The following is a 14,754-nucleotide window of genomic DNA, read 5'->3' as shown; positions in this document are numbered from 1 at the left end:
CCCTCTCCTTTATTTAATTGGTGCCGCCCTGATCACGGCTAGGTTGTTGACGCCGATTCATTCGTGATTTAACGAACAGTCCTATCAACAAAAGCAAGAGTACTGCGCAGGCATTGCCTAGCCAGGGATTGATCTGGAACGTTTCGAGTATTGTGAGCCACATAAATAGACCGACAAGCGTTATGAACAGCGTAGGTATAGTCAGCAGCATCCCGACTTTGAAGTAGTACCCCCAACTGATCTTGACGTTTTTTGTGGACAGCACATGAAGCCACAATAATGTTGCTAATGAACCAATTGGTGTAATTTTCGGACCTAAATCAGACCCGATCACATTGGCATAAATCAGGGCTTCTCGAATAAATCCATCCGTTTGCGTACCTTGAATAGCGAGAGCGTCAATCATAACGGTCGGCATATTATTCATTACAGATGACAAAATGGCGGCGATAAACCCCATCCCTACCGTAGCGGCGAACATTCCTTTGTCCGCAACCCATTGGATGACGTCGCCAAGCGCATCCGTAAGACCCGCATTCCGGAGTCCGTACACAACGACATACATGCCAATCGAGAAAAAAACGACAGCCCATGGCGCATCCTTCACTAACTGCCATGTCCGTATCACAGGGCTTTTTCTTGCGGCATATAAGAAAGCAATCGCAGCAAGGCCGGCAATGATGGATACCGGTATCCCAAACCATTCGCTGACGAAATATCCGATTAATAGAGCACCTAAAATGAACCAAGACAAACTGAAGAGCCTGATATCCTTGATGGCTTCACTTGGCCGTTTCAGCTGTGTTAAGTCGTAGTTTCTTGGGATACGTTTGTTAAAGAACAGATATAACACGACTATACTTGCCGCGATGGAGAAAAAGTTCGGTACAAGCATGCGACTGGCATATTCCGCAAACCCGATATTGAAATAATCAGCGGACACAATATTCACCAGATTGCTCACTACAAGCGGCAATGAAGCCGTATCGGCAATAAAGCCACTTGCCATAATGAAAGGTAGAATCATCTTCTGCTCGAACTGCAGCGCCCGAACCATTGCAAGCACAATTGGCGTTATGATTAAAGCTGCTCCATCATTGGCAAATAGTGCAGCAACCGCAGATCCCAGCAAAATAATATACAAAAACATGAGCAATCCGTTCCCGCGTGCCAGACGCGCCATATGCAGGGCTGACCACTCAAAAAATCCGATGCTATCAAGCACTAATGAGATGAATATAATCGCGACAAAAGCTAGAGTAGCGTTCCATACAATTCCCGTCACCGTTCCTACATCGGCTAAGCTCACAACGCCCAAGAGCAAGGCAAGCATAGCGCCTGCAGTTGCGGACCATCCGATGCTTAATCCCTTCGGCTGCCAGATTACGAATGTTAACGTAAGCAAGAAAACAAGAACAGCTATGATTACCATGGAAGATCCCCCGTATTAATCACACACATTTTTTAATTGATCCACTTTCTCCTTTAGAGATGGCAGCAAATTCACAATGGCCTGAACCTCGGGCTTGTCTTCGATGTGTAGTGAATAATAAATCCACTGGCCCTTTCTGGATTCGCTGACGAGCCCTGCGGCTTTTAATTTCCGCAAATGCTGGCTGGCATTGGGCTGCGATGTTTCAAGGAGTTCCACAATGTCACACACACATAGTGCGCGTTCTTTCAGCATGGCTACAATCGTAAGTCTTGTCTTATCCCCCAGCAGCTTTAATTGCTCCGCTAATGTATCGATCCCTTTCATGCGGATTCTCCTCCTTTCTGATTACTTCTTGGTATTATTATATACGCATATAATTATATAAGTAAATGATTATATTATTAACATAAAAATGCTTGTCCAGACACTAGTCAAAGCCAGAATTGATTACGAACACAAAACAACCTCAAATCATTTGATTTGGGTTGTTTTGTATACCGATGCTGCTCGTCCCTAACACAAAGCTACGTTAAATCCCTCATAGTACCGTCAACGCTTATGATGCTGTTTTTTTAACGACAGGAATCCAAATTTACATCTCATACATGCCGCCGCTTCTGTCATAGCTCATCTCGAACTCAGGTCCTTTGGCGTATTCATAGTCACTGGTTGGAAACCATTCCGACGAAATTCGTCTCCACAAAGCATGGATATCGTTTTGCGGGTTTACGCCAGTTGTAAATATCGCATAAGTTTGCGGAGGAATCTGCACCTGTTCAAATCCTTGCGGCAAGCCGCTCTGTGGCATGAAATAACTAATCATGTAGGAAAACTTCTCGCCATTGTTATTGTAAAAAACCGAATGAATCTCGCCATCTGTCCCCAAGCCTGCTGCAGCACGGATTCGGTCGACGGTTCCGTCGGCAATGCTCCTCTTCCAAAATTCCGGTATTTCAATATACGGATTTTCGCCACCGGCTTTGATCTTAGTTGAAACACCAAACATGTCAAAGCCTTGCTTTTCTTCGATTTTGTAATTCATCTCCACAGCTCCTCGAATCGAAATCTGAAAGGATAATCGAGGATAAGCCTTGAGTGAGACACCTTTGTCGCGCGCAGACATTGGCATCACACCATGCAATTTTTTGAACGCTCTGGAAAACGCCTCAGGCGATTCATAACCGTACTTGTATGCCACATCAATAACCTTCACGCCACTATTTTGCAGTTCAAATGCGGCAAGCGTTAGTCGCCTGCGCCGAATATATTCCGACAACGGAACATCGGTGATGAATGGAAACATGCGTTGAAAATGATAGGTTGAGCAGCAAGCGATTTGAGCCACTTGGTCGTAGTCGATCGTTTCCGTAAGATGTGTTTCTACGTAGTCCATGGCACTATTCATGCGTTCCAACCAATCCATATCGATCATCCTTTCAAAAGTTATTATAAGGGACTTTTGGAAAGGAATCCTTGCAATTGATGCACAGAAATATCATGTTTGCCAGTCCCTAATTATCATCTTTTTCAATAATGGTTTAGCATTCGAATCAACTAATACCATAAGTCCTGTATCTACACAGTATAGGCCTCCTATCGTTTTCTTGCCTAAGAGGTAACAGCAAATCTAACGCAAACGGCTTACAAGATCAACACCTACAGCTGCCAGAACACCCGCTCCGATTGTCCAGACCAGAACGCCGACCGTCATCCATAGTGTCACATAACGTCTGGATGCTCCCGATACGAGCGAAATAAACGCCCCAATATGATGACCGAACACGATAGGCCCAATCAATGCGACACCAGGCACCCCGTATTTATTAAACAGCTTGCGAGCGGCTTCCATTCTCTTGCCGGAACCCCCGTCCTTCTGTTTAGCTTTTCGGCGTTGACTCAGCTTTTCGTACAGCACAACAATCGCCATAACGGACAGCCAGTTCCCAAGCGAAGCAGCTATGATCGTCGGAATGGCCGAAAAGCCAATAACAATCCCCACTGAGGCCGCAACATAGCCTTCCAGGAAAGGCACGAGCGAGACCAGAAACACAACTCCTAATTGAATGAATAGATTCGCTTCCTTTACGCCTTCCAATATGCTCCCAATATCCATCTGCCAACCTCCAACGCTGCAATATAACAGCAAGATTCAATCAAAATAAAAGAGTTCTTCGAACTTCTTGTCCAATGCAATACATAGAATCAAGGCCAGTTTTGCTGTTGGATTAAATTGTCCTGTCTCAATGGAACTAATCGTATTCCGGGAGACACCGACTAACTTTGCAAGCTGTGCTTGTGATAAATGTTTTTCAGTCCGTACTTCTTTCAAATGGTTTCTAAGGATCAATTCATCTTCCATCGGCTCACCCTATATACTTCCATAAGTTGTGATCAATTTTAAAATATGGACAATCGATAAAATCAGCGTCGCAAGAGTATAAATAATTGAAAATGCAATATCGCGTCTGCGTTTCATCCGGAATGCTTTGTAGATGAAGCCGGCCGCGGATACCGAAAATATGACGGCGTATAAGCCAAAATCAAAACCATCGCCAATCACACTTTGCGTCACAAATAAAAAAGTAGCTAATATTGTCGCCGCAAGAGAACCGATATTGCCCGCTTTGATCTGAACTTCTATTTGGTATAAATCCTTATTCTTGTTTTCTTTTCTGCTTTTAGACAAAATTTCATCTTTATTAATGAGGATCCCTCCTTAGATATTTGCCAAGTTTTATTGGCATAGATTCAGTATAGAGTTGCCAAGTTTACTTGTCAAACATTTCGTATGATCCATGCACAAAGTAACACCTGTCAGATAAACCGACAGGTGCTTCAGAACCCTTCTGGAATCAACTTTATTTCACTGTAAAAATTCGAGCACAGCACTCAGAAATCCGGCTTGATCCTCCACATTAGATAAGTGAACTACGGGCAATAGGAGCAGCTTGGCGTTCGGCACTGTCTCGGCAATCCATTCACTGTGTGCGGGAAGCGTCACCGTATCATATTGGCCCCCAATAACCAAAGTCGGGTTTTTGATTAACGCGGCAGTCCGTCGCATATCCATATCACGGATCGCAGCCCAGCTTCCAGCAATTCCTTGCGGACGGGTAGCCAGCACCATCTCGCGGAAGGAGGCGACTTGCGGGGTTTCTGACTCCAGCATGTGCGAAGGAAACCAGTTCTGAATGAACCTATCTGCGAATTCGGGCAGCTTCCCAGGCTCCAGCACGGAGGTTATTAAACCTTGCCATTGCTCGGCTGGCCCCAAATAAGAAGACGTATTGCTCAGAATGAGCCGGTCAATCCGCTCCGGTGCGTAAATACCTACCCATTGGGCAATGACGCCGCCGAGCGACAGACCGAGGAAATGCACACGGTCGATGTGAAGCGCGTCGAGCAGTTCGGTGACATCTCTTCCCAATCTATCAATCGAATAAGGGCCGTCTGGCGTTTCCGAGTCGCCATGCCCCCGATAATCGTAGCGAAGAACGCGGAAATGCTTGGAAAGCTCAGGGATTTGTCCCTCCCACATGTTCATTGATGTCGCGATAGAGTTCGCAAGCACGAGTACGGGCTTGTCGACCAATCCATCGAACCGGTAAGCAATCCGAACGCCATCTCCTGTCGTAAAATAGTTTAGCTCCTCAACTCTTCCCGTTTCCTTTGTCTTCATTATGCTCAGTCTCCCTTTTTCCTTTATAGTTGCATTTTATGGAAACTGCACTACAATTTAAATAAGAAAATGACGGCATTTGGGGCTTAAAAACTTAATTTTATCGTCGTTTCCCATTTAAACTTTATAAAAATGAGGTGATCTGTTTTTGGACCACATCGATGGAAAAATACTGTCCATTCTTCATGATAACGCCAGAATTACGGTATCTGAGATGAGTCGCATGATTGCGATGTCGCAACCGGCTGTAACGGAACGACTTCGGAGATTGGAGGAACGAGAGGTCATAACGGGTTATCGTGCAGAGATTTCTCCGTCCAAGCTTGGCAAGTATACAACCGCGTTTGTACTGTTCAAATCCAATAAGTGCAAAGAATTCGAAGCTTTCAGCGAAGCTGCTCCTGAAATCGTAGATTTCTACAGAACCAGTGGAGAGTATAATTATTTATTCAAAGTTGTAACAGAAACCGGTGAGTCGTTAGAAAGCTTCTTAGAAGTTTGCCACGCATTTGGATTTTCAACGACCCTTGTCGTCCTTTCCACTCGCTTCGAGAATAAAAGCCTTGTTGCGAGCCGTAAAGCATCAAGCGTCACTCCATTGGATCAGGCAGGAGAAGATGAATAAATAACTGGTGTATCATGCACTGACAACTTTCCAACATATATAAAAAAGAAAGCCGATTATCAAGTAACCGGTTTTCTTCTTATTGGCGATGGTGTAACCATGTCCATCTACTAACTGACCATTAGCTAATAGGCGGAACGCCGTGTTCAGAATGGAAAGTTCTTGCCTCTTTGTTTTCCATGGCTCTAACAAACCTTCCATTCCCATAAGTTCCTTCCGGTCCAGATCGGTGTACGGACTCGCAGCCCGAGACAGTCAAAATCCAAGCTGCGTACCAGCGGCTAAGACCTCTAAGCAGCAGTGGTAACAGCAGCGTGAGAATGACGCCGACCCCGCAGGCGATCCAGGAACGTTCGGCGGATGTCAAGTTCCAGTCGAACAGCAGGTCCAGTCCCCATTCGTTTGCAAATAAATAAAAATCGAACAATCTCATGCTTACTTCATAAGCGACCGGCGAGCAGCACTGCGAAGGACGTTATCGGCAGCACGATAGCAAAGGTGAACGCCGCGATACTAATAGGAAACTGCATAATCCCGAATAAGATACCACGATATGAACGACCATTTTTCAAAACGGATGACACCCATGACCACCATCCCTGCTGCTCTCCGGGAGTCGGGTCTGTTGGAGTGGAAAAAGCAGGATGCTCTTTTCCCTGGAGCCAGGCCGACACGTATCTCGCTTCCCCTTCCATGATCGTCCGGCATAGAACCAGCGTCACAGCTAACAGCGGTAAACCTATCAGAAATATTGATAGCGGTAGGCTTACGGACAATCCGGCTACGAAAATGACGAATGCAGCGATTCCCTTAGGAAGAGACAGGACGAGCATTTTCCACGCCTGCAAGACGCTTGGCTTTTTCATAAGTACAACCACACTTTCTCGTTTTGTTGCTCTCATTGTAGCCTTTTCCGCTAGGTATCATCCTCATTCTGACGAATGGAATCGGAGCAAGACCTTAGTCTAGTTCGGCGATTCCTCCCGCATCATAGCCCTACAACAGTTCGAAACGCAGCTTGGACTCTTGAACCACTGTTCTCTCTTCTGAAAAAGACACGTTATACCCCATTTCCAGTACCGCAGCGATACGCTCATTCCCCTGTACGCCGAACGATTCAGCATGGCTTCGGTCATACATCCATTCATGAAGTGTCCAACGGACCCCTAAGTCCCGCTCATGTGCAAGGAGGCGGAAGTTTTGGATGAGGCAGCTAACCGCCGCAAAATCCTCCTCTTGTTTATGATGATCCGCCTCTTCCCTCATTACGATAAGCAGATAAGCTGGTGCCGGCTCCTGCAAACCTTGAAGGATCTGGCCAGTGCGGTTATCGGCGAAAATAAAACGCCATGGCTCGCGAAGGCCATCGTTCGGTGCCCATACGGCAACATTAAGAAGCTCCAGAATCAGTTGTGGAGATACCAAGCGATCTACAAAGTGTATCGGTTTGCTCATCTCTCCAGCTAGATCGGATAGTTTCATATTCACACTCTCCTTTATATAGCGCTGCCCTGCAATATTGTCCACTTCCGCTCGGCAGGCGTTCTTTTGCGGCCCCTAGGGGCTTTGTCATAGTAGCCCAAATGGAGTATGCCAACAAATCTTTCATCCTCGCGCTTTCCGATACCTCTAAAGAAGCTTTCTTGCTGAAAGATGGATTCCGTATCCCAAATCATGCCTAATCCCTGTTCCCATCCCAGCAGCTGAAAGCTCTGCATCATCCCGCAGACAGCTGCATAATTTCGGTCGCTCGTCAGGCGATCCGGCCCTTTAGCGGACAACACAATGACATGAGCAGGAATGTCGGTAAATCTTTTTTTCAACACATCCAGCAGTTTTCCTGGAATCAGCTTGCCCAGCTTACTCTGCGCCATCTGCGCAAGCATATAATCGACCAACCGTTTGCTGGACTCGGGAGTTCCGGCATACATAACGCGCCATGCACCATCTTCGAGGGCAGGCTGCAGCCGGGCTGCATCTCTCAGCAAGTCAACGACAAGCTCTTGCGCTACCGGCTTGTTATTGCATTTTCGAATACTTCTCCGATCCATGATCAATTCAGCCAAATTCATGTCATTCATTCCCTTCTGATCATCTGGATTCAATGTATATACGACTGTCCTGAAGAAACTGATGGATCACCTTCAGTTCCTCTTCCGAGTATTTGTCCAAGAAGCGATAAAATCGTTCAGCTTCAAGCTCATGAAGACGTTCATGCAATTCAAAGACTTTTTTGCCTTGCGGCGACAAGCGAAAATAACTCTCTTTCTTGTTGTCATTCATTTGCGTGCGTTTGACGAAGCCTTCCTCCAGCAGTTTGTTGCCGATTTTGGTAATACTCGCCTTCGACAAATTCATTTTCTCGGCAATCCCCGTATTGTTAATCGGTTCATGCCTTCCAATGCAATCAATGACATGAACTGTGGTCAAATTTTGTGGGAGCTTCTCAATAGCGACCCTCTCTGCAATATTGAAAAATTGATCGATTTCCGTATCCTTATAGCTTTCAAATACGTGCAGAAACCGGATATATTGATCATACAAATGCTGTTTCGTTCGATCATGCGTGTCCATTCTTTAGTCACTCCTTGTTTACTAGTTAATTTAAAATGAATGCTAATTTATGAAGAGCCAAGCGATTTCAATGATTATTTTGTTAACCTCTTAACAATATAACATAAGTGATAATCATTATCAACTATGCTTTAAGTGCCTCATCAGCTTTCGTTATCTTTCCGCCATGAACATTTGAAGATATAAAAACACCTTCAATTTCTTGAAGGTGCTTCCATTCATCTAATTAATATGGTCTTATTCAAAATGGTATAAATATACATCCTCCAGATTCGGTTTTACTAACCTGGAAGGTTTCCCTTCTAACGGTTTCTCATGTATGATTCGTGCCCATACACCGTCAGTTTCACGAGTAATTTGACTCACCCGGTATTGCTTTTGAGTTTGAACAAGCTCCTCCTCTGATAATAAATACTCTCCTACCTTACCTTCAATAGTCTCTGTAACTTTTACAGCTTCATCCATCAAGACCAATTCTCCACGCTTTAATAAGATAATCTGTTTGGAAATAAACTCTATGTCGGGAACGACATGCGTTGCTATAAGAACAATCTTATTAGCAGCTATAGTTGAAATAAAGTTTCGTATTCGAATACGTTCTTTTGGGTCCAGCCCTGCAGTTGGCTCATCAAGAATGAGAATCTCCGGATCATTAAGCAGCGCTTGCGCGATTAATATACGTTGCTTCATGCCCCCAGAATAAGCTCCAAGCTTTTTATCCGCATCTTGAGTTAAATTTACCGTCTCAAGCAGAAAATCAATTCTCTCTCTGGCCGTTGTAGCTGTCAATCCCTTTAATGCAGCTATGTACCAAAGAAAACGCCTTCCAGTAAAATCTTCATATACTCCTTGCTGCTGTGGCATGTAGCCCAAGATTTGGCGATATTTTTCACCTAAAGATGTGATGTTTTTTCCATTGTATCGGATTTCCCCTTCATCAGGTTGAAATTGATCCGTAATTAAATTCATAAGTGTAGTTTTTCCTGCTCCGTTAGGACCAAGAAGCCCATATATACCTGGAGTTAATTCCGCAGTAAATTGGTTTATTGCCGTTTTGCGCCCGCGTTGATAACGTTTTGTGATTGCGGAAATACTCAGTTGCATGAACGGTTGCCTCCAAACTGTCATCTATTGTACAAACGTTTTGCCATAATACTTGAACAAAAGAAGAGTAAAAGCAGGACAGTATAATAAATTGTTAATCCGAGTGAATACGAGTTTTGAGAGAAAGCGTAATATAATTGAAAGACCGTATTGAATGTAAACGGCGCTATCCATTCGCCTCCTATATATTGCAAGCCGAGTGGAAGGATAAACAAAAAAGTTGCAACTATTAAGAACGTAACCTGTTTTCTCATTAGTACAGCCAGCAAGAATAACACTTGTATAAGAATGAATAGTCCGATAATTTGCAGTATGCTACTCGCAATTAGATATTCAAAGATGGAGAAACGCCATTCGATTTTTTCTAAATCTTCAATGCTTTGAACCTTCGCATGTATATCCCATTTAGGATATAACCTAAATGCATTTAAAAATTTCGGGACTTGCAATAGTATAAAAGTGGAAGCTCCATATAACAGTGCAATTATAAGCTTACTCCTATAAAGATGCTTCCTTCCGTGTGGAGTGCTTCTTAGCAATCTTGTCATATCTTTACGATGATCTAATGCAATCAACGAACTCATACCTATAGCAAGAAATACGATATACACAATGCTCTCCAGTATATCTTCTTTCTGGCGGTTGAATAATTGATCTGTAGATATTTTATTCACAAAGCTAGCCTGAATTCCTCGCTCATCCTGTAGCCATAGTAAATAGTCTCTTTGTTTTTCTACCAACCGAAAAATTTCTTCTTGTTGCATAAGACTCTGAAGACGTAATAACTCGCTATTATATTCAGAAAACTCGATCACACTATCGTGATATAGCTCATCTAATCTATCAAGTTGATCAGGAATTCTATCAAAGTTAGTTCGCTCCTCTTGAAGAAAGCGTATCTTTTCATCCGTAATAACACCTTCAAGCTTGGATAAGTAAGCGTTATATACAGATGCTTCTATTCCAAACCGTTTTTCTTCATGATCAATTAATTGCCACGCATATAGTAATGCAACAAATACTACCAGTATGGTTTTTGCACTAATATACAATTTATATGATTCGTGAATCATTAATGAATTACTTTTCTTTTTCATAAAAATCAAACGACTAAACCATTCTGTCCATCTACTCCAAAACGGTTTTCCCATCCAAAAAAAACCAGTTGAATGCACACGAATACTAACAAATAATAATATGACTGAAACAATACCTAGAATAGAAAACGTCAGATTATCTTTGCTAATAGGATAGCCGGCAAAATTCAAATTTCTATAATCTCCAAGAAGACCATATGTATCAAAAAAGGCAATAGGATTTGAATATTTAAGAATATTTAATGCGGAATTAGGGTTTATTGAGTAATAAGCGAATAAACCAGTTCCAACTAAGATAATAATTATGACATAGACAGCACCTGAATGCTGAAATAACAAAAACAATAATACGAAAAAGATAGCAATAAAAACAACACTTGCCAGCTTCAAAAGAAAAAACTGAATCAAATAATGGTTTACAGAAAGAAGATGAACAGCGTTTTCAAATGAAGGCATGGATTGAATAAATCTAGACTTATCTCCAAAACCATATAGATATTCCATAACGCCCAATAAGCTTCCGTAAGCAAACAAGGAATAAATACTCGCAACTCCAATGAATACAATAAGCTTTCCAATTAATAGGCGCATTCTTCCGTAACGTGTTGTACGCAGGAATGCAACGAGCCCAAGTTCCTTATCCATTTGAAACAAGATAAAACCGAGTAAAAACAATACGATCACGACAATGGCATCTGTTGCTCCTAAGCTTGTACCTTCAATGATACCATTCTCTATACCAAGTTTAAGTTCAGTACCTTGAAGCAGATTGAAATCAGCAATCGTTTTATCAATATTTCGGTACGAAAAAGATTCCTTATCTGCAAAAATGGAAGTCTCTTGCATCTTCTTCCCATGTTCTTCCATTAAAATAAATTTTTTCTCGTAATTTTCGAAGTATTCATATTGATTTTTGATTAAAGTAATAACATGCAGATCTTCGTATATTCGTAGCGGTTCAAGAACATAAACGCTTTTTTGAAACTCAATATAGAGATCAGGATGTTGTTTTTGAGCTTCTTCCGCCATCCTCTTCCATATTTCATCCTGCTGATTAAGTATGGGCATAACGAAAGTTAATAATATATTCAATCGTTGTTGTTCGCCTGCAGCTTTGAGAATTCCATCACTTTGGTTTAAATGATTATAGTCCTGTTCCTGAATTTCATACTGATGTTTTATATTAATAAGTTCACGATTTTCTGAAATTTGATTATTGTATTGAACCAAAAGATTGATAAACAAAATACTCAAGGAAATATACAAAAACCATTTTCGATTCCAAACTTTTAATAGCTCGTAGGCGACAATCTTATGCATACTGTCAATTCCTCGCGGTTTCTATCAAGGTTTGCAGCTGTACTTCTTTTGATCCAAGAAAAAGATCTTTATCCAAAAACAACAGCGTGTTTTTATTGTCGATCACATTCCTGGCAAATAGATAACGATCGTCACCAACTATCATTTGAGCACTGATATGCAATTGGTTAAGATCAACTTCATTGAACTTAGTTCCATCTTTGTAAACAGATAACTTATTCTCTTTCTCTCTAGCTTCTTCAGATAAAAAAACTGGTATTGGCCAAATATAAGAGTATAGGGAATCTTGAGAAAAGTTAGAGAGCAGCGATTCAGAAGTTTTCCTAATATCAACCTCTTGTTCATTTTCCCCATGTAGATCAGAGCTATAGAAATTAAAGCTACGTTTATCTGACTGACCATAAAAGTGTCCATAGTAAACCCTATTATTTGAAATAGCTTTAATACTAGAAGATCTATTTTCTTCAGACGACCACATATCATCAACCGTACCACTAACAATGTCATAACGCTGAGTATCATACGAATGCGTTGTTTCACTTGTTTTAAGTTTCGTCCAATATACTTGCTTACCATATGGGAGCAAATCCACGATCCTTAATTCTTGGTCGTTACTAGTAAAAAGATTCTCTTCTTTATTGTTTTTTGCTAATGAAACTCTACTAATGGTTGTAAGTGAATTGCCGTCTTTATCGCTATTAGTCGCAGAAAAATACAAATACCCTCGGTGTATTGCTAATCTATTGGGTTCTGATGCAAATGTAAACACTTTTTTGTGGTTTGTGCCATCTGCATCCCTGCGGACCAGGCTCCAAATCCTGTTGTGTGGATTCTCGATGTCGTCTGCATCTCTGACACTCTCCAAGATATATAGCTTTGAATCATAATACTGAAGAAATCTTGGAAATTCTCGAGTTTCGACATACGCATAACAATTATTAACGTTTGGAGTAGTATCGCATCCGTTATTCGGCCGATTGTCTAGTACAACTGGCTTCATGCTCTGCTTATCTGTATAATAAAGTAATTTTGAATGTTCAAAATAGTAGCCATGATCAGAAGGAGTTAATAATAATCCCATTCCTTGATGATGAAATGAATAAGGGTAATCAGTTTCTGTATGATAATTGTCATCTTGCACGAACGTTTGATTCTTGGAACAGCCGATCAAAAGAACAATTACAAGTAAAACCGTCGAAATTTTCAGATATTTGTTCATATGTATCCCTCTCATTGCTTGTTGAAATTCTGTTAATGCTGCCGTAAATGAAGTACCATTCACGGCAGCTATTATTTTAATTAGAAATTACAGATCCGTATATCCTACATGATAACTACTACCATACGTTACCTCGTGCGTACCGCTTCCCGAAAGGAAGTGAGCAGGTTTGTATGTTGCATTCGCAATTGCGGTAACCCCATATTGTTGATTAGTGTTGCCAGAAGCAGAAGCTGTACGAGTATCAAAAATTTGTGACGATTGATAATTATAAATAATTTTCACTGAAACCTGAGCATTCCTTCCTGTATAAGAAGTTGTTCCCGAAAGAGAGTAATTGACATCGTTTTTGGAAATATGTCCCGAGAATGAATTTCCGGAAAGGTTTTCATAAACGCTACTTGCTGCAAATGCTCCGTTAACAGTCATAACTGATGCGATTGCAAACACAGCTAAAACAAATAGACTTTTCTTAAATGTTTTCATCCAATATCCCTCCATAAAATTTGGTTAAACCGGCCGGTTTATTTGGAGATCAATCCCATATATGTATATTACTATAAATATATTGAAAGATCAACCATATGAATCTATTTAATAATATGATTTTAGTAGAGATAATTCACTGTATAGTCTGAAATCATATTCGCTCTAAAGTATAATTTTGTTCAGAACTCTACATATCCTAATACTAGAACACCTATAAACAATGTTTGGTTGCATGTAAAAACAATTTCCAACTATAAAACTTTCTTACATTTCTCTTTTTTTATATTAAGGTTTCATTGGCGTTGATCCTACTAATTTCCAATGTAAAAACACCTCCAAGGCTATCCCCATATTTTTCGACATGGTTCTATTTTCTTGAAGATGTTTTAATTGGTCTCATGTTGTGGAGTCAGTTCCTTTTCAGAATACTGGTAATCACTATACTACTCCTTGTGATTTCACTGAATATGAATTTTAGTAAATTATTGACTCAGAAAACACATTAATAAAAACTAGTATGACTCTGTTAATCTAATTTACTCAGATTGCCCAAATGTCTACCCGCTTTAATTTGAAAGTAAAATCTTTTTTTACCCTCCGCATGAAATTACTCCATATCTGCACCAGATAGATTAAACGCAGCATACCTACTATTAGCTTCCTCACTCGCTGAATACTAGCAGCAAATTGTACATAGCTGTTATTTTAGATATAAACTGAAAGGCCCATATAACAAAGCTTATTTACTCCCATGAAAAAAAGCTGCGATCCGAAGTGACACATATCAAAGAATATCTTATAGTTAATATTTGCAAACATGGCATACTATCGAAACTATCAACATGGATAATCCGTACTGCTTCTCTTGCATGGAGGCCAGGTATGCCTCTCTATCTCGTCATAAAAGTAAAAAATGTTGAACTACATCGTATGTTTACAGTCTGTTTTTGGGATCAAAGAGGCACGCATGTCCTACATTACGCTACATAACACTAACCAAATTCAGAGGGCACGATTCAAGTATGCCAATATTTATTGACCAAATTCGCTCGGAAACGCCTACATCCAATGGGTCATCCTTCGGTATCATTGCTCATCAATATCCGGAATTTTGAGGCTTACATCGGTATAGGACAAAGGATGCGCATTGGATTCCAAAATAGAAACCTACAAATATCTCTTAGAGAAAACTCCGATATAATGAATAGAATG

The 14,754-nt window shown here is 41.1% G+C and carries 17 protein-coding genes; 1 reads left to right on the top strand and 16 read right to left on the bottom strand.

All coding sequences use genetic code 11. The annotated features are described in order from the left end of the window. Positions 1-13: 13 nt before the first annotated feature. From AC0YNW_RS06010 to AC0YNW_RS05980, 7 genes are all read right to left on the bottom strand, one after another. Positions 14-1,432: an arsenic transporter gene (locus tag AC0YNW_RS06010; protein WP_475831147.1), complete on the bottom strand. Its 1,419-nt coding sequence runs from the start codon at positions 1,430-1,432 to the stop codon at positions 14-16. A gap of 15 nt (positions 1,433-1,447) precedes the next feature. Then, positions 1,448-1,759, bottom strand: a complete 312-nt coding sequence (locus AC0YNW_RS06005; RefSeq protein WP_475831146.1) for an ArsR/SmtB family transcription factor — start codon at positions 1,757-1,759, stop codon at positions 1,448-1,450. A gap of 268 nt (positions 1,760-2,027) precedes the next feature. Beyond that, a complete protein-coding gene (locus AC0YNW_RS06000) occupies positions 2,028-2,858 on the bottom strand; it encodes an AraC family transcriptional regulator (protein WP_475831145.1) in 831 nt (276 codons plus the stop codon). A 204-nt stretch (positions 2,859-3,062) separates the two neighbouring features. Continuing rightward, positions 3,063-3,548 carry a small multi-drug export protein gene (locus AC0YNW_RS05995; RefSeq protein WP_387479255.1) on the bottom strand — a complete coding sequence of 162 codons (486 nt, stop codon included), beginning with the start codon at positions 3,546-3,548 and terminating at the stop codon, positions 3,063-3,065. Between the two features lie 36 nt (positions 3,549-3,584). Beyond that, a complete protein-coding gene (locus AC0YNW_RS05990) occupies positions 3,585-3,794 on the bottom strand; it encodes a helix-turn-helix transcriptional regulator (RefSeq protein WP_387479258.1) in 210 nt (69 codons plus the stop codon). A 9-nt stretch (positions 3,795-3,803) separates the two neighbouring features. After that, positions 3,804-4,124 (bottom strand): DUF6442 family protein, encoded by a 321-nt coding sequence (locus AC0YNW_RS05985; RefSeq protein ID WP_475831276.1) that lies wholly within the window; start codon positions 4,122-4,124, stop codon positions 3,804-3,806. A gap of 174 nt (positions 4,125-4,298) precedes the next feature. After that, a complete protein-coding gene (locus tag AC0YNW_RS05980; RefSeq protein ID WP_475831144.1) occupies positions 4,299-5,114 on the bottom strand; it encodes an alpha/beta fold hydrolase in 816 nt (271 codons plus the stop codon). A gap of 148 nt (positions 5,115-5,262) precedes the next feature. Here AC0YNW_RS05980 and AC0YNW_RS05975 point away from each other — a divergent pair, with 148 nt between their 5' ends. Continuing rightward, positions 5,263-5,739: an Lrp/AsnC family transcriptional regulator gene (locus AC0YNW_RS05975; protein WP_475831143.1), complete on the top strand. Its 477-nt coding sequence runs from the start codon at positions 5,263-5,265 to the stop codon at positions 5,737-5,739. 121 nt (positions 5,740-5,860) lie between these two features. On the opposite strand, the gene AC0YNW_RS05970 is transcribed toward AC0YNW_RS05975, so the two are convergent. From AC0YNW_RS05970 to AC0YNW_RS05930, 9 genes are all read right to left on the bottom strand, one after another. Beyond that, positions 5,861-6,172, bottom strand: coding sequence for a hypothetical protein (locus AC0YNW_RS05970; protein ID WP_475831142.1), 312 nt, complete (start codon positions 6,170-6,172; stop codon positions 5,861-5,863). A 7-nt stretch (positions 6,173-6,179) separates the two neighbouring features. After that, complete coding sequence (locus AC0YNW_RS05965) at positions 6,180-6,641, bottom strand: sensor domain-containing protein (protein ID WP_475831141.1); 462 nt, start codon at positions 6,639-6,641, stop codon at positions 6,180-6,182. A gap of 94 nt (positions 6,642-6,735) precedes the next feature. After that, a complete protein-coding gene (locus tag AC0YNW_RS05960) occupies positions 6,736-7,221 on the bottom strand; it encodes a nitroreductase family protein (RefSeq protein ID WP_475831140.1) in 486 nt (161 codons plus the stop codon). A 14-nt stretch (positions 7,222-7,235) separates the two neighbouring features. After that, on the bottom strand, positions 7,236-7,811 hold the full coding sequence (locus AC0YNW_RS05955; protein ID WP_475831139.1) for a nitroreductase family protein: 576 nt from the start codon (positions 7,809-7,811) through the stop codon (positions 7,236-7,238). 19 nt (positions 7,812-7,830) lie between these two features. Continuing rightward, a complete protein-coding gene (locus AC0YNW_RS05950; protein WP_475831138.1) occupies positions 7,831-8,313 on the bottom strand; it encodes a MarR family transcriptional regulator in 483 nt (160 codons plus the stop codon). A 237-nt stretch (positions 8,314-8,550) separates the two neighbouring features. Then, positions 8,551-9,417 carry an ABC transporter ATP-binding protein gene (locus AC0YNW_RS05945; protein WP_475831137.1) on the bottom strand — a complete coding sequence of 289 codons (867 nt, stop codon included), beginning with the start codon at positions 9,415-9,417 and terminating at the stop codon, positions 8,551-8,553. Positions 9,418-9,437: 20 nt separating this feature from the next. Continuing rightward, the gene (locus tag AC0YNW_RS05940; protein ID WP_475831136.1) at positions 9,438-11,834 is read right to left on the bottom strand and encodes a hypothetical protein; all 2,397 of its coding nucleotides are present in this window, start codon (positions 11,832-11,834) and stop codon (positions 9,438-9,440) included. Positions 11,835-11,838: 4 nt separating this feature from the next. Continuing rightward, positions 11,839-13,053, bottom strand: coding sequence for a hypothetical protein (locus AC0YNW_RS05935; protein WP_475831135.1), 1,215 nt, complete (start codon positions 13,051-13,053; stop codon positions 11,839-11,841). An 87-nt stretch (positions 13,054-13,140) separates the two neighbouring features. Beyond that, the gene (locus AC0YNW_RS05930) at positions 13,141-13,539 is read right to left on the bottom strand and encodes a hypothetical protein (RefSeq protein WP_475831134.1); all 399 of its coding nucleotides are present in this window, start codon (positions 13,537-13,539) and stop codon (positions 13,141-13,143) included. Positions 13,540-14,754: the final 1,215 nt, after the last annotated feature.

It is taken from the genome of Paenibacillus sp. J31R120 (genome assembly GCF_056269225.1).
The sequence above is the reverse complement of the archived record's forward strand: the minus strand, read 5'-3'. Positions and strand labels throughout refer to the sequence as shown.

Bases quoted from the DNA above. Each gene is read 5' to 3' on its own strand.
- AC0YNW_RS05990 (WP_387479258.1), bottom strand. From the start codon at position 3,794: ATGGAAGATGAATTGATCCTTAGAAACCATTTGAAAGAAGTACGGACT.
- AC0YNW_RS05980 (WP_475831144.1), bottom strand. From the start codon at position 5,114: ATGAAGACAAAGGAAACGGGAAGAGTTGAGGAGCTAAACTATTTTACG.
- AC0YNW_RS05935 (WP_475831135.1), bottom strand. From the start codon at position 13,053: ATGAACAAATATCTGAAAATTTCGACGGTTTTACTTGTAATTGTTCTT.
- AC0YNW_RS06010 (WP_475831147.1), bottom strand. From the start codon at position 1,432: ATGGTAATCATAGCTGTTCTTGTTTTCTTGCTTACGTTAACATTCGTA.
- AC0YNW_RS05995 (WP_387479255.1), bottom strand. From the start codon at position 3,548: ATGGATATTGGGAGCATATTGGAAGGCGTAAAGGAAGCGAATCTATTC.
- AC0YNW_RS05945 (WP_475831137.1), bottom strand. From the start codon at position 9,417: ATGCAACTGAGTATTTCCGCAATCACAAAACGTTATCAACGCGGGCGC.
- AC0YNW_RS05955 (WP_475831139.1), bottom strand. From the start codon at position 7,811: ATGAATTTGGCTGAATTGATCATGGATCGGAGAAGTATTCGAAAATGC.
- AC0YNW_RS05930 (WP_475831134.1), bottom strand. From the start codon at position 13,539: ATGAAAACATTTAAGAAAAGTCTATTTGTTTTAGCTGTGTTTGCAATC.
- AC0YNW_RS05965 (WP_475831141.1), bottom strand. From the start codon at position 6,641: ATGAGAGCAACAAAACGAGAAAGTGTGGTTGTACTTATGAAAAAGCCA.
- AC0YNW_RS06005 (WP_475831146.1), bottom strand. From the start codon at position 1,759: ATGAAAGGGATCGATACATTAGCGGAGCAATTAAAGCTGCTGGGGGAT.
- AC0YNW_RS05950 (WP_475831138.1), bottom strand. From the start codon at position 8,313: ATGGACACGCATGATCGAACGAAACAGCATTTGTATGATCAATATATC.
- AC0YNW_RS06000 (WP_475831145.1), bottom strand. From the start codon at position 2,858: ATGGATTGGTTGGAACGCATGAATAGTGCCATGGACTACGTAGAAACA.
- AC0YNW_RS05940 (WP_475831136.1), bottom strand. From the start codon at position 11,834: ATGCATAAGATTGTCGCCTACGAGCTATTAAAAGTTTGGAATCGAAAA.
- AC0YNW_RS05970 (WP_475831142.1), bottom strand. From the start codon at position 6,172: ATGAGATTGTTCGATTTTTATTTATTTGCAAACGAATGGGGACTGGAC.
- AC0YNW_RS05960 (WP_475831140.1), bottom strand. From the start codon at position 7,221: ATGAAACTATCCGATCTAGCTGGAGAGATGAGCAAACCGATACACTTT.